A 22049-nucleotide genomic window follows, 5' to 3' on the forward strand; every position below is an offset into this window, starting at 1 on the left:
AATAGGGCTAAGATTGATCCCATGCATGAGAAACTGGTTAACCCAATTCCAGATGAGGAACACTCACAGATCGCAGCTGAGACGTTTAGAATGCTCGCTGATGCCACCCGAGTTCGAATTCTTTGGGCCCTTTTTCATGATGAACTTAGTGTTAATGCACTTGCTGAACATGTGGGTGCCGTGCCAACAGCGGTGAGCCAGCATCTTGCAAAATTGCGCCTTGCGGGCCTGGTAAGCAGCCGTAGGGAAGGGACCTTTGTCTACTACTCCGCCAGCGATGCCCACGTGAAGGCACTTGTTGCCCAGGCATTGTATTACGCCGAGCATGTCAGCGGAACGGCCTAAGTCATTAAAAAATCGTCTCCCCGCACCATTTAGGTGCGTGGAGACGATTTTTAGCTAAAGGAATCAATCCGCCACTGGGGAATTAATCGGAATTAATCCACCTGGCGCACAGCACCCTTATCTGCAGAGGTAGCCATCTTCGCATAAGCACGCAGTGCCTTAGAAACAACGCGGTTACGGTTAACTGGCTGCCAAGGCTTTTCAGAAGCATTCATAGCATCGCGACGGCGCTGCAATTCTTCCTCGGAAACCTCAACCTCAAGCTGGCGGTTGTGAACGTCGATGGTGACAATATCGCCATTTTCGATAAGTCCAATGACACCGCCATGGGCTGCCTCAGGGGAGATGTGACCAATGGACAGTCCGGAAGAACCGCCGGAGAAACGACCATCGGTGATCAAGGCACACTTCTTGCCCAGGCCAGAGCCCTTAAGGAAGGCGGTTGGGTGCAGCATTTCCTGCATACCTGGTCCACCTGCAGGACCTTCGTAGCGGACCACAAGGACCTCGCCAGCCTGGATGGTCTTATTCAAGATGACAGAGACAGCTTCTTCCTGGCTTTCAACAACGCGTGCAGGGCCAGAGAAGTGCCACAGTTCCTCATCGATACCAGCAGCCTTAATAACTGCGCCATCAGGAGCAACATTGCCGCGCAGGATAACTAGACCACCATCGGCGGTGTAGGCGTGCTCAACGTCGCGGATGCAACCCTTGGCAGCATCGGTATCCAGCTCATCCCAACGGTTTTCGGTGGAGAAAGCCTCGGTGGTACGGATGCCACCTGGAGCAGCGTGGAAGAGTTCAATTGCTTCCTCAGATGCCTTGCCGGAGCGAATATCCCACTCTTCAAGCCAGCTATCCAGATCGTTGGAGTGAACGGAGTGAACATCCTTGTTTAGCAGGCCGCCACGGTTGAGTTCACCAAGCAGAGCGGGGATGCCGCCAGCGCGGTGGACGTCTTCCATATGGTAATCGGAGTTTGGAGCAACCTTGGACAGGCAAGGAACACGCTTGGAAAGAGCGTCGATGTCCTTGAGGTCAAAGTCAACTTCACCTTCCTGAGCGGCAGCCAGGATGTGCAAGATGGTGTTGGTGGAGCCACCCATTGCCATATCCAGAGCCATAGCGTTTTCGAAGGCCTTCTTGGTGGCAATGCCACGTGGCAAGACGGACTCATCTTCTTCGCCGTAGTAACGCTTGCACAGCTCAACAACGGTCTCGCCAGCCTTCTCAAAGAGTGCGCGGCGGGCTGCGTGGGTAGCAAGGGTGGAACCGTTGCCTGGCAGGGAAAGACCAAGAGCCTCGGTCAGGCAGTTCATGGAGTTAGCGGTGAACATGCCGGAGCAAGAACCACAGGTAGGGCAGGCGGACTGCTCAACTGCAGCAAGTCCAGCATCATTCACCGCGTCATTTGCAGAGGCAGAAATAGCAGTGATCAAGTCAGTTGGTGCGTGTGCAACACCATCAACAACAACTGCCTTGCCGGCTTCCATTGGGCCACCGGAAACAAACACAACTGGGATGTTCAAGCGCATTGCGGCATTAAGCATGCCGGGGGTGATCTTGTCACAGTTGGAGATACAGACCATTGCGTCCGCGGTGTGTGCATTGACCATGTATTCCACAGAGTCAGCGATGATTTCGCGGGATGGCAAGGAGTACAGCATGCCGCCGTGGCCCATGGCGATGCCGTCGTCAACAGCGATGGTATTAAATTCCTTTGGAACGCCACCTGCCTTGCGCACGGCGTCAGCGACAATGTCTCCCACGTTTTTAAGGTGTACGTGACCTGGAACAAACTGGGTGTAGGAGTTCACAATGGCAACAATTGGTTTGCCAAATTCATTTTCCTTGGTGCCGGTGGCGCGCCATAGGGCACGAGCTCCAGCAGCATTGCGACCGACAGTGGTGACTTTTGAACGAAGAGGAATCATGATGCGCTTTTCATATCAGCTCGAAAGAGCGGCGGGTGGGGTATATCAGAGCTCAAGGTAGTTTCTGAGAGCTCTGGGGTGGTTGGATTTTGTTCCTGCCCTTTGGTTCGGGCGAGACATTCAACACTAGAGGCTATTAATCTGCAGCTGACGCGGGGGTATTCACGGCGTATTTGCAAGATTGTGTAGCTGGGTTCGGGATCTCCTCAGCTTCCTCAACGGCGGAAGGTTTAAAAGTATTCCCATTATCCCTGTTTAGGTTCATCATCAAAGTTGATTTGCACCTCTTTACCAAGGGCTGCCTGGCGTTCCAGGTACTCCTCCTTGGTCAAAAGGACGGAATAGCCATCTTCATGAACAACCACAACTTTGCCATCTTGAGCTTCCAAACCGGCGGTCAAAGCATCAGGAATGCGTCCATAGGATGCCTTTTGCAGACGAGGTAGGGAATTAAAGGTCACACCAGGCAGGGTGATTTCTTTGTCATCGGTGGTGCGGGCAAAAGTGCGCGCGCCTTTAAATCCAATGCCAGCGAAGTTCTCCCAGGCCACGGACTTGTTTCCCTTAAATGCATACTGTGCTGTGATGCCAGATTCGTCCACGATGGTGGCAGATTTCAGAACCCAAAAAACAAAAATAATTGGAAAGGCCAGGAGCCAAAAGAGGTACTGCGGGGCGGCTCCAATAACCAACAGTGAGATCAGTCCGAGGACGACTGCGCCGAGGATATGGGTGCGTTCGGGGTGGAATTTTTCTGAAAGCTCCACCGCGGTTGCTGGGTTTTTAGCCTCGGTGCTCTTTCCTGCGTCTGAACTCATGTTTTCCAATTCTAGTCAAAAATGGGACGTTCCAATAATCAACGTCCTACTGGGTGGACGTAACTGTTGCCTGTGGCTGTGCCGTTGAGGTCGGCGTGCTCTCCTGTGTAGTCGGCGCAGATGTGGTCTGTTGCTGTTGCTGCTGGCTGGTTGTGGAAGCTGCAGAGCTTTGCTCCGCGGGCGCCGGTTCCTCGTCGAAGGTGCTAAAAGTGCTGGTCTCAGGAATAGAGGTAGAAGAGCGCGTTTCGACGCTGGAACGCTGCGGTGGAGTAGTTGTAGTGGACTCTGATGTGGTGGGAGCAACCATGGAGCTTTGAGTAGTTGTGGTTTCAGTATCTGGAGCTAACCAACCATTTGAGCCCTGCCATTCCGGGCTAGTTTGTACCGTTAAACCTTTGAGTAACAGTAAAAAGCCCAGGATAAGCAACAGGATGGAGGTGGTCATACGGACTCGACCACCAATGGACAACACTTTTTGCCAGCGCTTTGGATAATAATCGGTGCGGAAAAAGCCACCGATAAAATGATCCTTATCGGCTCTTTCTTCCGCCGGTTTCTCGGATTCTAGTTCAGCATGTGGCACCTCCAAGTCAAGGGATTTCTCTGGATTCCCTGGACTTAGTACCTCAGTGGCGGGATCTGGATCATCTTTGGAACTTGCTGCCATCGATACGATGCTGGCGTCTTCTGCAGCTTTTGGTTGGGTGCCAGTTCGCTCCAGTTTTTCGTCGACAAGCGGGGTTTTTACACCCCTATAATAGGGGTCCTCATGCTCGAGGTTAAGTGAATCAATCAGGGTGCCTGACGTGGTGGTGGCAGAGCCGTACTCAGCCCAGAACTCGTCAATAATTTGGGTGCGGATGGCGCGTTCAACCAACCACTGATTACCAGCGGTGACCTGCACCAAGAAACGCATGGTTACCATCCATGGCATACCAACAACGGTGGGGGGAGTGACATCAATTGCCGGGTGTACATCAAGCTCACCAAGTACCTCCGCAGCGATATCTTCTTGGGCCAATGCGCGGCGAGTTGCCTGCTCCGAGCGGGTAATAACCTCAGAAATATTCTCGGAACCCAGCATTGGGATCGGGATGACAACCACCGCGCGCGACCAGTTATTGGAGTTGTTAATGCAGACCTTGGCCGTGGAATTCGGGATTATTACCGTCTCTTGGCTAATGGTTCGAATGCGCGTGGCACGCATCGTGATTTCAATAACGGTGCCTTCCACCACGATGCCATTGCCTTCAAAGCGCACCCAGTCACCCACGCCGAATTGTTTTTCCGTGAGGATAAAAAATCCGGCGAGGAAATCGGCGATGATGGATTGCGCGCCAAGACCAATGGCCGCAGAGGCAACTGTCGCGGGAATCGCCGCGCCGGCTAGTGAAAACCCGAGCTGTTGCAGGGCCGAAACAATAAGAATAAAAAAGGCGATTATTTGCGCGATATAAACTCCAACGCCGGCAAAGGCTAGTTGGTTTTTGGTGGTATCGGCATCTGCATTGTTTTCAATACGGTGCTTAATAACCCGCATAGAAAAACGACCAATGCGGGGAATAAGAAATGCCAATACCAAAATCAGCGCAAGATCTAGTCCGGTTTCAACAACCCAGGACCAAAACTGTGAAAGTAAATAAAGCACGGGAATGGGCATGCGCACCAGGATAGCTACGCAGGGTAGGGGGAAGCTGATGGAACTTTGAGAGCTGCCTGAATTCGCAGTGCGGAGGGGGGGAATGAAGGGGGCGCATAAAATTGTGCGCAAACTGGCACCAACAGGATGGTGTGTGTAGCATTACACGACATGACCATTATTCGACTTGTACTAGTAACCCCACGGCGCCTGCCGTAGCGGCCTACCAAGTCGTCTCGTCAAGCGCCCTCGACAACACTCACCACAGTGTTGGAACGAGGGCTTTCTTGTTGGACATGACCCATATGTTCAACATCGCAACAGACATCTGTCGCACTGCGTGCACACGCATCCGCGTCGGAACAATTTAAGAAGGCTGATTCCTTTCCCTTTGGTGGAAAGGCAGCCCTGAAAATCCTTCTATGAAAAGGAGCCAACTAGTCGTGAACGTGGCAGCTTCTCAACAGCCCACTCCCGCTACGGTTGCAAACCGTGGTCGTTCCGGAGCACCGGAACGGATGACAGGCGCACAGGCAATTGTTCGATCGCTCGAGGAGCTCAATGCCGATATTGTATTCGGCATTCCAGGTGGCGCAGTGCTACCTCTCTATGACCCCCTTTACTCCTCCACAAAGGTGCGCCACGTTTTGGTACGCCATGAGCAGGGTGCAGGTCACGCGGCTACCGGTTATGCCCAAGCAACTGGACGAGTGGGAGTGTGCATTGCCACCTCTGGTCCTGGTGCCACCAACTTGGTTACTCCAATTGCTGACGCGAATCTTGATTCCGTTCCATTGGTTGCTATCACCGGCCAGGTAGGCAGCAAGCTGCTCGGCACTGATGCTTTCCAGGAAGCAGACATCCGTGGCATCACCATGCCAGTAACCAAGCACAACTTTATGGTTACCAACCCCAATGACATCCCACAGGCTTTGGCTGAGGCTTTCCACCTGGCAAGCACCGGCCGCCCGGGACCAGTTTTGGTTGATATTCCTAAGGATGTCCAAAACGCAGAGCTTGACTTTGTTTGGCCTCCAGTAATTGACCTGCCAGGTTACCGACCAGTGACCACCCCTCATGCTCGTCAAATTGAGCAGGCAGTCAAGCTAATCGGTGAATCCAAGCAGCCAGTTCTTTATGTTGGCGGCGGCGTTATCAAGGCTAATGCCCACGCAGAATTGCTGGCTTTTGCGGAATACACCGGTATTCCAGTTGTCACCACTTTGATGGCTTTGGGTTCTTTCCCTGATTCCCATGAGCTGCATATGGGTATGCCAGGTATGCACGGCACCGTTTCTGCAGTTGGAGCTCTTCAGAGCAGTGACCTGCTTATTGCAATTGGCTCCCGCTTTGATGACCGCGTTACCGGCGATGTTGATTCCTTTGCCCCAGATGCAAAGATCATCCACGCTGACATTGATCCTGCTGAAATTGGCAAGATCAAGCAGGTTGAGGTTCCAATCGTGGGCGATGCCCGCGAGGTCCTGGTTAAGTTGCTGGAAACCTACAAGGCAAAGACCACTCCAAATGAGGATATCTCTGAGTGGGTTAACTACCTCAAGGATCTCCGCGAGCGTTTCCCCCGCGGTTATGATGAGCAGCCTGACGGCATGCTGTCCCCGCAGTTTGTTATTGAAACCTTGTCCAAGGAAGCCGGACCGGATGCAATTTATTGCGCCGGTGTGGGCCAGCACCAGATGTGGGCTGCGCAGTTCTTGGACTTTGAAAAGCCACGCACTTGGTTGAACTCCGGCGGCTTGGGCACCATGGGTTATGCAGTTCCTGCAGCTCTGGGTGCTAAGGCTGGTGCTCCTGAAAAGGAAGTTTGGGCCATCGATGGTGATGGTTGTTTCCAGATGACCAACCAGGAATTGACCACCTCTGCGGTGGAAGGATTCCCCATCAAGGTTGCTTTGATTAACAACGGTAACCTGGGCATGGTGCGTCAATGGCAGACCCTATTTTATGAGGGACGCTATTCAAATACTAAGCTACGTAATCAAGGTGAATACATGCCCGATTTTGTGACCCTATCCGAGGGTCTGGGCTGTGTTGCCATCCGCGTCACCAAAGCGGAAGATGTTTTGCCTGCTATTCAAAAAGCCCGAGAGATCAACGACCGACCAGTTGTTATTGATTTCATCGTGGGAGAAGACGCACAAGTATGGCCCATGGTCTCAGCAGGCGCCTCCAACTCTGATATCCAATATGCGCGAGGACTGCGCCCATTCTTTGATGGCGATGAGTCCGCTGCAGAAGATCCTGCAGATATCCACGAAGCCGTCGACGGTATCGACGCAGCAGTTAAGTCGACCGGAGAATAAGGAGAGCTAAAGATGGCTAGTACCGACATCACTCGCCACATCCTGTCCGTTTTGGTTCAGGATGTCGACGGCATTATTTCCCGCGTTTCGGGTATGTTTACCCGCCGCGCATTCAACCTAGTTTCCTTGGTTTCGGCCAAGACTGAAACCGATGGCATCAACCGCATCACCGTGGTTGTTGACGCCGACGAGCTCAACATTGAGCAGATCACCAAGCAGCTCAACAAGCTGATTCCAGTGCTCAAAGTCGTTCGTCTTGATGATGAGACCACCATTGCCCGCGCCATCATGCTGGTAAAGGTCTCCGCGGATAGCACCAACCGTCCGCAAATTGTCGACGCAGCGAGCATTTTCCGTGCCCGCGTCGTAGACGTTGCACCAGATTCCGTAGTTATCGAAGCTACCGGCACCCCCGGCAAGCTCCGCGCTCTGCTGGATGTTATGGAGCCTTTTGGTATCCGCGAATTGATCCAATCCGGACAGATTGCCCTTAACCGTGGTCCAAAGACCATGGCGCCGGCCAAGATCTAACAAGATCATCTAACAAGATCTAAGCCGGAAAGCTTTAAAACCGTAATTTATACCGTTATTACTGCATAAATGTGACTGCCAAAACACATTTCAGTCGCATGTGTGTGGTAGAACAATAATGTAGTTGTCTGAATTTCATACTTAAATCTCTGGCTTAATTGCTTGAGTGAAGTAGAACAGATTACTTTTCACCATTTTTAACGAAAGGCGAGATTTTCTCCCATGGCTATTGAACTGCTTTATGACGCTGACGCTGACCTCTCCTTGATCCAGGGCCGCAAGGTTGCCATCATTGGCTACGGCTCCCAGGGCCACGCACACTCCCAGAACCTGCGCGATTCCGGCGTTGAGGTCGTTATCGGTCTGCGTGAGGGTTCCAAGTCCGCGGAGAAGGCAAAGGAAGCTGGCTTCGAGGTCAAGACCTCCGCTGAGGCTGCTGCTTGGGCAGATGTCATCATGCTGCTGGCTCCGGATACCTCACAGGCAGAAATCTTCACCAACGACATTGAGCCAAACCTCAATGCAGGTGACGCACTCTTCTTCGGCCACGGTCTGAACATCCACTTCGACCTGATCAAGCCTGCTGATGACATCATCGTTGGCATGGTTGCACCAAAGGGCCCAGGCCACTTGGTTCGTCGTCAGTTCGTCGACGGCAAGGGCGTTCCTTGCTTGATCGCTGTTGATCAGGACCCAACCGGCGAGGCACAGGCTTTGGCTCTGTCCTACGCATCCGCAATCGGTGGCGCACGCGCTGGCGTTATCCCAACCACCTTCGAGGCTGAGACTGTTACCGACCTCTTCGGTGAGCAGGCTGTTCTCTGTGGCGGCACCGAGGAACTCGTTAAGACCGGTTTTGAGGTTCTTACCGAAGCTGGCTACGAGCCAGAGATGGCATACTTCGAGGTTCTGCACGAGCTCAAGCTCATCGTTGACCTCATGTTCGAGGGTGGCATTGGCAACATGAACTACTCTGTTTCCGATACCGCTGAGTTCGGTGGCTACCTCTCCGGCCCACGTGTTATCGATGCAGACACCAAGTCCCGCATGAAGGACATCCTCACCGATATCCAGGACGGCACCTTCACCAAGCGTCTTATTGCTAACGTTGAAGGTGGCAACAAGGAGCTCGAGGATCTGCGTGCTTCCTACAACAACCACCCAATCGAGGAGACCGGCGCTAAGCTCCGCGACCTCATGAGCTGGGTCAAGGTTGACGCTCGCGCAGAGACCGCATAATTACTGCTTTAAATAAAGCCTTTAGGGCTTTAATTTAAGGTGCAAACTAGGTGCCAACTGACAATCGTCAGTTGGCACCTTTTTGCTTTGATTAAGGTTTCTTAAATGAAAAAACCCTGCTTAAACCTCAAAAAACATTTTCAATAGGGTTTCAATAAGGCGCCCAGTGTGCTTAGGTAGAGATATGAGCACGCAGCAGCACACCCACGATTACTCGCACGACCACCACAACGAACACGATCACAGCCACAACCACAATGAATTAGGCCATAGCCACGCGCCTAATTCTTTAAAAGCTTTGCTTGGGGTCCTAGTTCTTACCACCGTAATTTTTGTGGCAGAGCTCAGCGCTGGCTTGATCTCTGGTTCTCTCGCATTGCTGGCAGATGCCATGCATATGCTTTCTGATTCCACTGGCCTTATTATTGCTGCCGTAGCCATGCTCATTGGCCGTAAAGCTCCCACTGATCGCGCCACCTATGGTTTTAAAAGGGTAGAAGTGCTCGCTGCCATGACTAATGCTGTGGTGGTCGCAGCGCTATCGGTGTGGATCGTAGTTGAGGCGCTGATGCGTTTGGGTGGCGATGTTGAAATTCACACCAACCTTATGCTCATTGTGGCGGTTATCGGCTTTCTGACCAACGCCATTTCTGCGCTGATTTTGATGCGTCACCAAGACGGCAATATTAATATGCGTGGCGCTTTCCTCCATGTGCTTAGTGACATGTTGGGTTCGGTGGCAGTAATAATTGCTGGCCTAGTTATCCGCTACACCGGCTGGATGCCTGCCGATACGATCGCCTCAATTGTTATCGCAGCAATTATCATTCCGCGTGCCTTCGGATTGCTTAAAGAGGCTATTAATATTCTTCTAGAGCGTGTGCCCACCAATGCCGATCCAGAAAAAGCTACTGCAGCGCTAAAAGATGTTGAAGGTGTTGCAGATGTCCATGATCTTCATATTTGGACCATTGATGGCAAAGAAGTGCTCGCTACCTGCCATTTAGTGGTGGAATCCACTGAGAAAAACGTTTATGGCTGCGGTGTGTTGGATCGGGCAGAAGCGGAATTATCCAAACTTGGGATCAACCATTCCACAATTCAGCTCGAGAGTGCCGAACATAGCGATCACGAGAGTGTGTGCTGATATAGAGTGTGACCTATGGGGTTTTCCACACCAAGCTATGCGCTTAATGATCTTTTCGCCCGCATCGACCGTGGCGATATTCAACTTCCCGATTTCCAGCGGGATTATGCCTGGGATGTTGACCGCATCCGCAGCCTAATTATCACTGTTCTCCGCGGTTTTCCGGTCGGCGTGCTCATGGCGCTCGACACCCGCGGCGAAGAGATGCGTTTCCGGCCCCGCGCCCTTGTAGGCGCGCCTGATACTGGTCTGGATCCAGGTCTTTTGCTTCTCGACGGACAACAGCGCCTTACCACCCTTTACCATTGCTTCAGTGGCGCAGGCTATGTAAATACCGTTGACTTCCGCTCCAAGAAGGTCATTCGTAAATTCTATGTAGATGTTGCCAAGGCAATTGAATCTCCGGTTATGCCCGATGAGGCAGTTTTCTCGGTCGATGAAAACGGTCAAATCATGTCCCACTTTGGACCAACCGTTGAAGGTGGCATCACTGATCTTGACTCAGCACTGCGCAATGGTTGCCTGCCAGTGTCCATGCTACTGGGTGATAAGGGCACCGACATCCTCTTTGATTTAGCTGATCTGGCTGGCGAAGGCGCTCGCGATCATGCCAAGAAGTTCCAATCTCAAATCGTCAAAACATTGGTGAGCTATGACATCCCCATGATCCGTTTGGATCGTGAAACTGCCAAAGGGGGAGTGGGCTCGATTTTCGCCCAGGCCAATACCTCTGGTCTTCAGATGGATGTTTTTGATCTGCTCACTGCGGTGTTCGCCGCCGATGAATCCCGCGAAGAAGAATTCTCCTTGCGTGATGATTGGGCTCGCACCGAAAACCGCTTGCGACAGCACTCAGCACTCGATGGCATTGGGCGTACCGAGTTCCTCATGGCAGTGTCCCTCCTGGTGAATTCTCGCAAGGGCAGTGCATCAGGTTATCGCGAAGATATTTTGAACCTCACCTTGGATGAATACATTCCAGCGGCAGAAGAAATCCGCACTGGGTTTGATGAGGCTGCAGAATTCTTGCGTCAGCGCTGTATCCTCAGCGTGGACCAGGTTCCTTACACCGCTCAGATCGTGCCACTAGCTGTCATTTTGACTCTGTTGAGTTCTGATGAGATGGCCAATGCACGCTCCTGGGATCGTCTTAACCAATGGTTCTGGTGTGGTGTCCTGGGCGAGCTTTATGGTTCACCTGCCGTTATTGCTCGTTCTGGTCGTGATACTGATCAGGTCACTGCTTGGATCCGTCAAGGTGCCGCAGAAGACATTGTTGAGCCAAAGACCATTAGAGATTGCCAATTCCATGAATCTCGATTCCTCAGCGCCACCCCAGATACCGGTGTGTGGAAGGGAATCTTTGCCCTCTTAATGGGACGAGGTGCCCGAGATTGGCGCACTGGCCAGCAATTCGATCGCTGGACCTTCGAGGAGCTGGGTTGTAGCTTCCACCAGATTTTCCCCACCAAATGGTGCATTGAGCGTGGCATCGATCCAGTTCTGGCAGAATCTGTGCTGAACCGTACCCCCATGGGACGCCGCACCGAGGTTGTTATTGGCGATACCCCTCCATCCCGCTACCTTTCCCGCGTGCAGTCCAAGTCCTTGATGGGCGATGAGGAATTTGATCAGATGCTTAATACCCATCTGCTAAAGGCCGAAGACCTGCACAATTCCGATACCACCAGCTTCTTTGCTGATCGACGCAAAAACTTTATTGCCATGGTGGAAGATGCTATTGGAAAGCCTGTAGTCAGGGATGTTGACGACACCGATTTAGCGGGTGGACATGACGGTCCAGACGCATTTGAGGATACGGTGGAAGAGTAGACCTAAGCCATCGGTTACCATAGCCACCATGACGAAGGGCAAGCACTTGGCATTCAATGAGACTCCTGTACGCCACCTAATCTCTATTGCCGCGTCAGCGGCACTGGTTTTAGGCCTGGCTTCTTGTTCCTCCGCCGAACAAGAGCAACCAGAAGAGACCCAGGCGGCGTCGACAAGCACGGAATCAGATAATTCTCCTTATCGCGAGGCGAAAACCGAGAATTTGGCCCGTGTGGTCTCGGAGGATTTTCCGCAGACTCCGACGGTGATTAGTGATCCGGGATATTCAGGAATTGAAAGCAGCAAGATGTTTTTTGATTCCTCCGAAACCGTCGTGGTGGCCGGTGCAGGAATTTCCCAGGAATTGCGTGCCGCCTCAATTGGTGTGGTTGCGCATTCGCCAGTTCTGCATGCGCCCGGAATTAATGATGCCGCCGTAATTGCGGAAATTGAGCGCCTGGGTGCAAGCACCGTTTTGCTGGTTGGAGATGCACTGCCAGGATTTGATGAAAATAGCCTGGAAAAGGTGAACACGGTTATTCATGATCCGGGCACCGAAGAAGCTTTGGCAGAATTGACCTCCCTGCAATTTGAGGACAAGACTGTCGAAGATATTTCAGATGTCACGCGAATGACTGCGCAATTGGTGCCTGAAGAGCAAACTTTATTGGTGCCAAGCTGGGAAAAGATGCCGGAAAAGGCTGGTGCTGAGAAGGTTGAGGCTTTCCCAGTGCAAACCAAGCGTGATGGCGATATGGCTCCAGTTGTAATCGCCAGCCCGGAAAGTGGAATCTCCGCTGTAGCTACTGCACGCGCTTATGGTGCAGAAATTCGCTTTATGGACTATCCAGATCCGCGACTTAATTCGGAAACCATGGAAATGGTGGCCGGATTGGCGGATAAACCACTTCTGGCTTTGGGCGATCAATTTGGCACCGGAGAATTGCTCTCTGCCAAAATTGAACGCGGTGAAACCATTACTACTGAGCTGCCTGGCGGTGGCGGATTAGTATTCCCAGGCCGTCGCATGGTGGCCCTATATGGTCATCCTTCAGGTCCAGCTTTGGGTGCGATGGGGGAGCAGCCACCTGCTGAGGCAGTGGCGCGTGTCAAAGAAATGGCTGCGGAATACCAGCAATTTGAAGAGCAACCTGTTATCCCTGCATTTGAGGTTATTGCCACGGTTGCCTCAGAATTCCCTGGTGATGATGGCAACTTCTCCAATGAGTTTGCACCGGAAGAACTTACAGGTTATATCGATGCGATCACCGAGGCTGGTGGCTATGCCGTTATTGACCTGCAGCCCGGACGCGCCAGCTTCTTGGAACAAGCGAAGCTTTATGAGGATCTGCTGAAGCGACCAAATGTCGGCCTAGCCCTTGATCCGGAGTGGAAAATTGGGCCAGATGAGCAGCCTATGACCCGCGTGGGATCTGCAGAAGCCAGCGAAATTGATGAGGTGGCGCAGTGGTTGGCTCAGCTCATTGATGAAAATAAGCTGCCACAAAAGGCATTTGTATTGCACCAGTTCCAAACTCAAATGCTGCGTGATCGCGAAAGCATCAAAACTGATTACCCGGAGCTAGCTTTTGTTTTGCATGCTGATGGGCACGGTGTGGCGGAGGAAAAAATTGCCACCTGGAACACCATGCGTGAAGGTTTGAGCCCTAACTACTTCATGGCGTGGAAGAACTTCTATGACGAGGATTTCCCCACCTTTAGTCCGCAGCAAACCTATGAAGAGGTCAATCCACGTCCGTGGTTTGTGTCCTATCAGTAAGGTGCTTTGCTAAAGCTCCTGCCGGGTTAAGGCTCATACCGGGCCTAGACTCCCGCCGGGTTAACGGCGGGGACTTGTTAGGGGCGCTCGGAGGAGCAATATTAGGGTCACTCCAAGAGTCATTCAGCGGGGTCTGCAGCGGGGCATTCAAAGGGGTCTTGAAATAAATTCAAGGCCCCTTTTTGCTGTCTAAGGGCGGGTTGAGATGACCTAGAATCTGGCAACTAACAGCAGAAATCTGCCTGGTGGGACACAAATGGGGGTGTATCTCACCCCATGAAAATGGTGGGAAGGTGCCTTAAGTCCAGGGGGAGGGTTTAGAATGTTTCATAGTCGCACGCCAAAAACCGGCGTGGACACGTCTGCAGCCGACGCGGTCGTGCCTGTTGCAGGCGGACATTCCTAGTTCTTCCAGGAGTAACTTGTGAGCCAGAATGGCCGTCCGGTAGTCCTTATCGCCGACAAGCTAGCGCAGTCAACTGTTGACGCGCTTGGAGATGCAGTAGAAGTCCGTTGGGTTGACGGACCTAACCGCCCAGCACTACTTGAAGCAGTTAAGGAAGCTGACGCACTGCTCGTGCGCTCTGCTACCACGGTTGATGCAGATGTCATCGCCGCTGCCCCAAACTTGAAGATTGTCGGCCGTGCAGGCGTGGGCCTGGATAATGTTGACATCCCTGCAGCAACCGCTGCCGGTGTCATGGTTGCAAATGCACCAACCTCCAACATCCACTCCGCATGTGAGCACGCAATCTCTTTGCTGCTTTCCACCGCACGCCAGATTCCAGCTGCTGACGCCACCCTGCGTCAGGGCGAATGGAAGCGCTCCTCCTTCAACGGTGTTGAGATCTTCGGCAAGACCATCGGTATCGTTGGCTTTGGCCACATCGGTCAGCTTTTCGCTCAGCGTCTCGCAGCATTTGAGACCGAGATTATCGCTTATGACCCATACGCAAACCCAGCTCGCGCAGCGCAGCTTGGTGTAGAGCTCGTCGAACTTGAAGAGCTTATGGGCCGCGCTGACTTTGTCACCATTCACCTTCCAAAGACCAAGGAAACTGCTGGCATGTTCAATGCTGAGCTGTTGGCTAAGTCCAAGAAGGGCCAGATCATCATCAACGCCGCACGTGGTGGCCTTGTTGATGAGCAGGCATTGGCTGATGCAATCGAGTCAGGCCACATCCGTGGCGCTGGCTTCGACGTTTACTCCACCGAGCCTTGCACCGACTCCCCATTGTTCAAGCTGCCACAGGTTGTAGTTACCCCTCACTTGGGTGCTTCCACCGAGGAAGCTCAGGACCGTGCCGGCACCGACGTTGCTGACTCCGTACTCAAGGCACTTGCCGGCGAGTTCGTTGCAGATGCAGTTAACGTTTCCGGTGGCCGTGTTGGCGAAGAAGTTGCTGTATGGCTTGACCTGGCTCGCAAGCTTGGTCTGCTGGCTGGCAAGCTCGTTGACACCGCTCCTGTGGCTATCGAGGTTGAAGCTCGTGGTGAGCTTTCCACCGAGCAGGTTGACGCACTTGGACTGTCCGCTGTACGTGGCCTCTTCTCCGGAATCATTGAAGAATCAGTTACCTTCGTTAACGCCCCTCGCATCGCTGAAGAGCGTGGCCTCGAAGTTACCGTTAAGACCAACTCCGAGTCCGTAACCCACCGCTCCGTGCTGCAGGTTAAGGTCATCACCGGCGAAGGCACCTCCGCAACTGTCGTTGGCGCACTCACCGGCCTGGATCGTGTTGAGAAGATCACCCGCATCAACGGCCGTGGACTTGATCTACGCGCTGAGGGCTTGAACCTCTTCCTGCAGTACACCGACGCCCCAGGTGCTTTGGGTACCGTTGGCACCAAGTTGGGTGCAGCTGGCATCAACATCGCTGCTGCAGCTTTGACCCAGGCTGAAAAGGGCGACGGCGCAGTTCTTATCCTGCGTGTTGAGTCCGAGGTTCCAGAAGCTCTCGTTGCTGAAATCGACGCAGAGCTGGGCGCTACCTCCTTCCTCATTAGCCTGGATTAATTTCTAGCACTTTAATCACCGCTTTCCTGGTTGCTTCTTTTATGAACAGCCCGGAAGGCGGTTTTTTATTGCCTAATGCTGTCGGCTGCCCGCAAAAGTGGGTGGATGGGCTGATAATTTCACCTTGTACAGCTCTTATTTCGGCAGCTCAGACATAATTTTTAGGGCGAAGTGTGCGGCATATGGGGGAGTGTGGCGCGGGATTTAGGTGAGACCTTGGGGTAATCAGCTACACTAATTAAGTTCATATAGTGAGAAAGGAATCCCGCAAAATGAAACTTGCTGTTATTGGTGGCGATGGAATCGGCCCCGAGGTTACCGCTGAAGCCCTTAAGGTTCTCAACGTTGTCCGCGACGACATTGAGACCACCGACTACGATCTCGGCGCCCGCCGCTACCTCAAAAACGGTGAGTTGCTTACCGACGAAGACCTCGCATCATTGCGCGAACATGATGCCATTTTGCTGGGCGCCATTGGCGCACCTGATTCCGTCCCACCGGGAGTACTTGAGCGTGGCCTGCTGCTGAAGATGCGCTTTGCCCTCGACCACCACGTTAACCTGCGCCCTTCAAAGCTTTTCGACGGAGTGGAGTCTCCACTGCGCAACCCTGGAAAGATCGACTTTGTGGTTGTTCGTGAAGGAACCGAAGGCGCATACACCGGCAATGGTGGCGCAATCCGCGTTGGCACCCCACACGAAATTGCCAACGAGACCTCTGTAAACACCCGTTATGGTGCAGAGCGCGTTATCCGCTACGCCTTTGAACTGGCTCAGTCCCGTTCCAAGAAGCTCACTTTGGTCCACAAGACCAACGTGCTAGTTCACGGCGGTGGACTGTGGCAGCGCACTGTTAATGAAGTTGCCAAGGAATACCCAGAGGTAGCAGTGGATTATAACCACATCGACGCTGCCACTATTTACCTGGTTACCGACCCTTCCCGCTTTGACGTTATTGTCACCGATAATCTCTTCGGCGATATCCTCACCGATGAGGCAGGCGCAATTTCCGGCGGCATTGGACTTGCAGCCTCTGGCAATATTGACGCCACCGGCACCAACCCATCTATGTTCGAGCCGGTTCACGGCTCTGCACCAGATATTGCTGGTCAGGGCATTGCGGATCCAACCGCAGCTATCCTTTCTGCTGCGATGTTGCTGCGTCACGTCGGCGATGAGGACAATGCAGTCCGCATTGAAAAGGCTGTGGCAGCAGATGTGGCAAACCGCGACAACACTCAGCCAATTTCCACCACTGCAGTTGGCGATCGTATTGCTGCAGCTCTGCAGGCCTAAATTTCTTAGGCCTGTGCCATCCCGTTCCTTTCCTTTAGCAACCAGCGTGGGGGAGGGCGGGATTTTTTTCACTAAAACCCACCCGCGCAGGTGCTTGATCTCTTATGGTTAAGACATGTCGGTTGAACTCGAGGAGATCCGGGACTTTCTAGCTGGTTTTGATCCTTTTGCGCAGCTGCCCAAAGAAGAATTGGAGCAGCTGCCAGCACGAATGACCATGCAATATTTCCGTCGCGGGGAAGAAATTATAGCCTTCAACAAACCCAATGACCGCATGGGAGTTATCCGCTCTGGTGCGGTAGATGTTTTGGAAGAAGAAGGCGTCCTGCTTGATCGCCGCGATGCCGGGCGCTGCTTTGGCTATTCCACCATGGGCCATGATCCTATCGCTCGTTATAGCATGGTGGCCGTTGAAGATAGCCTCATTCTCTTTTTAGATCGTGCGGAATTTAGCGGGCTGGCCGAAAGAAATCCTGAGCTTAAGCGTTATTTTTCCAGTTGGTCCAAAAGAATCCGCGCGGCAGCTGACCAACTGCGTCAAGAATCCAGCACTAAAGTCCTGCGCAATAAATTAGGCGATTTTAAGATCGCCAATCCAGTGAGCTGCCAACCAGATACCAGCATTCGCGATGCCGCCATAAAGATGGATCAATTCGGCGTGTCTTCATTGATTGTGCAAATCGACGGAGAACTCCACGGCATTGTCACCGACCGAGATATGCGCAGTAGAGTAGTGGCCCACAACTTAAATGTGGAACTGCCGGTGCAAGAAATTATGACAGCCAATCCCCGCTGCGCCACTTCAGAGGATTTAGCATTTGAGGCGATGCTTTTGATGGCAGAGCTGCGCATTCATCACCTGCCCGTTGTGGATGCAGGCAAAATCTCCGGGATTGTTACGGCCGCCGACATTATGCGCCTGATGCGGCATGACCCGATTTATCTCACAGCAGATCTATCGCGCAAAAACACTGTGGAAGAACTTGCCGATACCTTCAAAACTGCAGCCGAGGTGGCGTCGCGTTTTGTGGATCGTGGCGCATCTGCTCAAGAAATCAGCAGCCTCATTACCGTTGCAGCTGATTCCTTGACCAGACGTTTACTGCAACTTGGCGAGGAAAAATTTGGTGCCCCACCTATTCCTTATTGTTTTGTGGCGGTTGGGTCCCAAGGTCGCAAAGAAATGGGACTGGCTTCCGATCAAGATAATGCGCTAGTGCTGGATGATTCTTTTGAGGAAGCTCTGCATGGACCTTATTTTGCACAGCTTGCCAAATTTGTATGCAGTGGACTCGACCAAGCGGGACAAGTTTTTTGCCCCGGCGACATGATGGCAAGCAATCCTCAGTGGCGTAAAACACACGCCGAGTGGATTGATACCTTCCATCAGTGGATTACAGCTCCCGAACCAGATGCCCTTTTACATGCCCAAACCTTCTTTGATTTCCGCGGAATCTTTGGAGAAATCTCCATGGCAACAGATGTTCATCAAGCTGCAGTGGATATGGCACAAGGTGCGCGTAGGCTACATGCTCACTTAGCAACCTTGGCAGCTAGACGTGATCCACCGCTGGGATTTTTCCGCGGTTTAGTAGTGGAACGCTCCGGTGAATACGGCGCCACACTAAATGTGAAAAAGGGCGGAACCGCTGGGATTGTGCAGATGGCCAGGCTCTATTCATTGGCTACCGGCAACACAGCTATTGGAACCAGAGATCGTTTAATGGCAGCAGCTGGACACGGTCAGGTATCTACTCAAGGTGCTCAAGACCTACTTGATGCCTTTGATTTCCTCAATTCCATTGCTTTCCAGCATCAGTCACGGCTGATTAAGGCAGGTGAAAGCCCGAACTATCATATTGATCCCAAGACGTTGAGCAAGATGGATCGGGAACATTTGCGCGATGCCTTTAGCATTATAAAGTCCATGCAATCGGCGCTGGCCACCAAATATCCGGTGCGGACAATCTAATGTTCGGCGCTCCCAAATCTAAAAGGAAAATTAGGCGCGCCACCGGCGCCTTGCAGGAGTTTTATCAACAACCCTGCCCGGCGGCGTCGACAAGCTTAAAAGAGTTACCCCTGCTGGCGGTGGATGTGGAGACCACGGGGTTGAAACCCAGTGAACATCAGATTGTGTCGATTGGGTGGGTGCCGATTAATGGTTTTGAAATTGACCTTGGCGGTGCCGGGTATGTGGTGATTCGTGGCAGTGAGGGATTTTCTGTGGGTTCCTCGGCCACGATTCATCAGCTCACCGATGATGAAATCGCTGCTGGAATTGACCTTGAGAAAGCCCTGGAAAAATTTTTGCAAGCTTTGCAAGGGAGGGCGCTTTTGGCGCATTTTGCAGTGATCGAAAAGGATTTCATTTCCCGGGCCTGTGAGCAAATTTTTCAAGCGCCTTTGGAAGTACCCATCGTGGATACCTTTGCCATGGAACGTACCCACATGGAGAAGATGTCCACTTATCCCCGGGGCGAGGATCTGCGATTGGCCCGCGTGCGAACCCGTTATGGATTGCCCAATTATTCCAATCACCATGCCCTTACTGATGCGCTGGCCTGCGCAGAGTTGTATTTGGCGCAAACTAGGCAGGGTAGGGCACAGACACTTAAAGATCTGCGTTCCTAGTGCTTATCAGCTAAATTTTGGGCTGCTTTAAGGTGAGCCGGGGCACCTGAGGTGCGAGCTACTAAGGCTACCGCGTAACATTGCCGTCATGCGTTTTGGAAGAATTGCCACCCCAGATGGAATGTGTTTTTGCACGATTGAGGGCGAAGGAGATGATGTAGCAAATCTCACCGCTCGTGAGATCGAGGGAACTCCCTTCACCGAACCTAAGTACACCGGCAAGGAATGGCCACTAAAGGAGGTGCGCCTGCTTGCGCCAATGTTGCCAAGCAAGGTTGTTGCGATTGGTCGCAACTATGCCGATCACGTGGCTGAGGTCTTTAAGAAGTCCGCTGAATCATTGCCACCAACTTTGTTCCTCAAGCCTCCAACATCTGTGACCGGCCCTGAGTCACCTATCCGTATCCCTTCCTTTGCCACCAAGGTGGAATTTGAGGGCGAACTCGCCGTTGTCATTGGCAAGCCATGCAAGAATGTCAAGGCAGCTGACTGGAAGTCCGTCGTTCTAGGCTTCACCATCATTAACGATGTCTCCTCGCGTGACCTGCAGTTCGCCGATGGACAGTGGGCTCGCGCCAAGGGTATTGATACCTTCGGCCCCATCGGACCATGGATCCAGACTGACCTCAACTCCATCGATCTAGATGATCTTCCTATCAAAGCCCGCCTCACCCACGAGGGCGTTACCGAGCTTAAACAGGACTCCAACTCCTCCCAGATGATCATGAAGATGGGCGAGATTATCGAATTCATCACCGCCTCCATGACCCTTTTGCCAGGCGACGTCATCGCAACCGGCTCCCCAGCCGGCACCGAAGCAATGGTTCATGGCGACTACATCGAGATCGAAATCCCAGGCATCGGCAAGCTGGGTAACCCGATTGTGAACGCATAAATGCATTCCCATCAGGGCAGTCCTTATGATGACGTCTCCCCGGAGATGATGGAGGACCGCTACAACTCCGCCGATCAGGTCTGGAGCGGCAACCCCAACCAGGTCCTACTGCGCCATTTCAGCGACGTTAAAGCAACCGGCACCGCGCTCGATATCGGGTGCGGCGAGGGCGCCGACGTAGTCTGGCTGGCAAAACAGGGCTTTCAGGTAACAGGCATTGATTTTGCCCCCACCGCCGTAGCACGCACCAAAGAGCTTGTCGACGCAAACTCGCTTTCGGCGGAAGTCCTCGACGTTTCTTTTACGGAATTTGCCATTGAGTCCGGCCGCCAATTTGACCTGGTGACCTGCTCTTATGGACAAATCCCAGCCAATGAAACCTCCCTTGCGCAGCTAGAAAGCTTAGTTGCACCAGGCGGCTCACTTTTTGTCACCCATCATGACTTCGAATCCGAGACCATGATGACCACCCGCTGGCTTGGATCGCACCTCAGTAGCGATTTCACCGTCGAGGTTTTAGATGCCTTTGATCGTGATCTTAAAACTGGTGCCGGCGCCCATCATCATGTTGATATTGTTTTGCTCGCTGTGAAGGCTAAATAACGCTTTCAAGCTTTTACCTTAACGACGCTCCCATATCGCCTTAAACGGCCTTCTGGAGCGTCGTTTTTTTGGGCACTGGGGGTGTTTTATTCACCAAGCGTGCCGATTTGCGCAACTTTGACAAAGTGAACGTGTGTTCATCGTAAATCGGCACACTTCAAGCCCCTATATCGTGCCGATTTACGAAGAAAACCCTATTAGAACATGTATTCTGCGTAAATTGGTTCGCTTTATTAGGGTGGTGGGATAAAATGTGGCCGTGGAGGGTTGGGCGAGGGATTTATAGTCCCCCTTTACACTGGTTTTATAGAGGGGATATAACGTACGGTATGACTAAGCCGATGAAGTATCGGGATCTGGTGAGACTACTCAAAAATGCGGGATTTGTATTTGCGCGTGAAGGAAAAGGGGATCATGAAGTTTGGGAACATCCAGAGTTATCCCGCCCTGTGATTCTGACTCAAACTCGTGAAATATCTCCCGCGGTTACTCGCATTGCACTAAAAGCAATTGAGCAGTTAAGTAAAAACGCCTAAGAGGGTGCCCTAATGAACGTTAAAGCTTCCAATCTCATCTCAGTGACTGCTACCAGGTGGTCTGGAGGATGGGATCTACTTATTGACGATGATCATGCAACTAGTGTTGCACATCTAAAAAATGCTGAATCGCAGGTTCGAGATTATCTTGATACTGCTTTTCCAGGTGAAGATCATGCAAATACTTCAATCAAGATTCAGGTCGATCTTGGTGGACTACAAGATGATATTGCGCAGGCTAAGGCGGCTGGTAAAGAGGCCGCACGGCAGCAGGAGCTGGCTGCTGCACGTATTCGACGCGTGGTAAAGGATTTGAAAGATAGGGGGATCAACTCTGAAGACACCGCCTCACTATTGGGTATTAGTCGAGCGCGTATTTACCAACTGTTGGCTTCATCTTGAGTTAAATCCTTAACGACGCTCCCATATCGCCTTAAACGGCCTTCTGGAGCGTCGTTTTTTTGGATGCTGAGGGAGTT

18 protein-coding genes are annotated in these 22049 nt (G+C 52.4%); 15 read left to right on the plus strand and 3 right to left on the minus strand.

The window, feature by feature from the left end:
- Positions 1-21: 21 nt before the first annotated feature.
- On the plus strand, positions 22-345 hold the full coding sequence (locus tag H924_RS05900) for an ArsR/SmtB family transcription factor (protein ID WP_015651051.1): 324 nt from the start codon (positions 22-24) through the stop codon (positions 343-345).
- 92 nt (positions 346-437) lie between these two features.
- Here H924_RS05900 and ilvD read toward each other — a convergent pair whose 3' ends face one another.
- The 3 genes from ilvD to H924_RS05915 all read right to left on the minus strand — a co-directional run bounded on the left by ilvD (position 438) and on the right by H924_RS05915 (position 4757).
- On the minus strand, positions 438-2279 hold the full coding sequence (gene ilvD, locus H924_RS05905; RefSeq protein WP_015651052.1) for a dihydroxy-acid dehydratase: 1842 nt from the start codon (positions 2277-2279) through the stop codon (positions 438-440).
- Between the two features lie 245 nt (positions 2280-2524).
- Positions 2525-3097, minus strand: coding sequence for a PH domain-containing protein (locus H924_RS05910; protein ID WP_015651053.1), 573 nt, complete (start codon positions 3095-3097; stop codon positions 2525-2527).
- Positions 3098-3143: 46 nt separating this feature from the next.
- Positions 3144-4757, minus strand: a complete 1614-nt coding sequence (locus H924_RS05915) for a mechanosensitive ion channel family protein (protein ID WP_015651054.1) — start codon at positions 4755-4757, stop codon at positions 3144-3146.
- A 401-nt stretch (positions 4758-5158) separates the two neighbouring features.
- On the opposite strand from H924_RS05915, the gene H924_RS05920 reads away from it, so the two are divergent.
- The 14 genes from H924_RS05920 (at position 5159) to H924_RS14435 (ending at position 21972) form a co-directional block, all read left to right on the plus strand.
- The gene (locus tag H924_RS05920) at positions 5159-7060 is read left to right on the plus strand and encodes an acetolactate synthase large subunit (protein WP_404825327.1); all 1902 of its coding nucleotides are present in this window, start codon (positions 5159-5161) and stop codon (positions 7058-7060) included.
- A 12-nt stretch (positions 7061-7072) separates the two neighbouring features.
- A complete protein-coding gene (gene ilvN / locus H924_RS05925) occupies positions 7073-7591 on the plus strand; it encodes an acetolactate synthase small subunit (protein ID WP_015651056.1) in 519 nt (172 codons plus the stop codon).
- A gap of 222 nt (positions 7592-7813) precedes the next feature.
- Complete coding sequence (ilvC, locus tag H924_RS05930) at positions 7814-8830, plus strand: ketol-acid reductoisomerase (protein ID WP_015651057.1); 1017 nt, start codon at positions 7814-7816, stop codon at positions 8828-8830.
- Between the two features lie 184 nt (positions 8831-9014).
- Positions 9015-9977 carry a cation diffusion facilitator family transporter gene (locus H924_RS05935; RefSeq protein WP_015651058.1) on the plus strand — a complete coding sequence of 321 codons (963 nt, stop codon included), beginning with the start codon at positions 9015-9017 and terminating at the stop codon, positions 9975-9977.
- A 15-nt stretch (positions 9978-9992) separates the two neighbouring features.
- Positions 9993-11810, plus strand: coding sequence for a GmrSD restriction endonuclease domain-containing protein (locus H924_RS05940; protein WP_015651059.1), 1818 nt, complete (start codon positions 9993-9995; stop codon positions 11808-11810).
- A gap of 28 nt (positions 11811-11838) precedes the next feature.
- Positions 11839-13590 carry a hypothetical protein gene (locus H924_RS05945; RefSeq protein ID WP_029703102.1) on the plus strand — a complete coding sequence of 584 codons (1752 nt, stop codon included), beginning with the start codon at positions 11839-11841 and terminating at the stop codon, positions 13588-13590.
- A gap of 424 nt (positions 13591-14014) precedes the next feature.
- A complete protein-coding gene (serA, locus tag H924_RS05950) occupies positions 14015-15607 on the plus strand; it encodes a phosphoglycerate dehydrogenase (RefSeq protein WP_015651061.1) in 1593 nt (530 codons plus the stop codon).
- Positions 15608-15879: 272 nt separating this feature from the next.
- Entirely contained in the window at positions 15880-16902 is a 1023-nt protein-coding gene (locus H924_RS05955) for a 3-isopropylmalate dehydrogenase (RefSeq protein WP_015651062.1), read from the plus strand.
- Positions 16903-17017: 115 nt separating this feature from the next.
- On the plus strand, positions 17018-18874 hold the full coding sequence (locus tag H924_RS05960) for a DUF294 nucleotidyltransferase-like domain-containing protein (RefSeq protein ID WP_015651063.1): 1857 nt from the start codon (positions 17018-17020) through the stop codon (positions 18872-18874).
- Positions 18874-19536, plus strand: coding sequence for an exonuclease domain-containing protein (locus H924_RS05965; RefSeq protein ID WP_029703100.1), 663 nt, complete (start codon positions 18874-18876; stop codon positions 19534-19536). The genes H924_RS05960 and H924_RS05965 overlap by 1 nt, the downstream gene beginning before the upstream one ends.
- 88 nt (positions 19537-19624) lie before the next feature.
- A complete protein-coding gene (locus H924_RS05970; protein WP_015651065.1) occupies positions 19625-20431 on the plus strand; it encodes a fumarylacetoacetate hydrolase family protein in 807 nt (268 codons plus the stop codon).
- Complete coding sequence (locus tag H924_RS05975) at positions 20432-21034, plus strand: class I SAM-dependent methyltransferase (protein ID WP_015651066.1); 603 nt, start codon at positions 20432-20434, stop codon at positions 21032-21034.
- A gap of 329 nt (positions 21035-21363) precedes the next feature.
- Positions 21364-21570 (plus strand): type II toxin-antitoxin system HicA family toxin, encoded by a 207-nt coding sequence (locus H924_RS05980; RefSeq protein WP_015651067.1) that lies wholly within the window; start codon positions 21364-21366, stop codon positions 21568-21570.
- Positions 21571-21582: 12 nt separating this feature from the next.
- The gene (locus H924_RS14435; RefSeq protein WP_015651068.1) at positions 21583-21972 is read left to right on the plus strand and encodes a hypothetical protein; all 390 of its coding nucleotides are present in this window, start codon (positions 21583-21585) and stop codon (positions 21970-21972) included.
- Positions 21973-22049 lie beyond the last annotated feature (77 nt).

The sequence above is a fragment of the Corynebacterium callunae DSM 20147 genome, assembly GCF_000344785.1.
Lineage (GTDB): Bacteria > Actinomycetota > Actinomycetes > Mycobacteriales > Mycobacteriaceae > Corynebacterium > Corynebacterium callunae.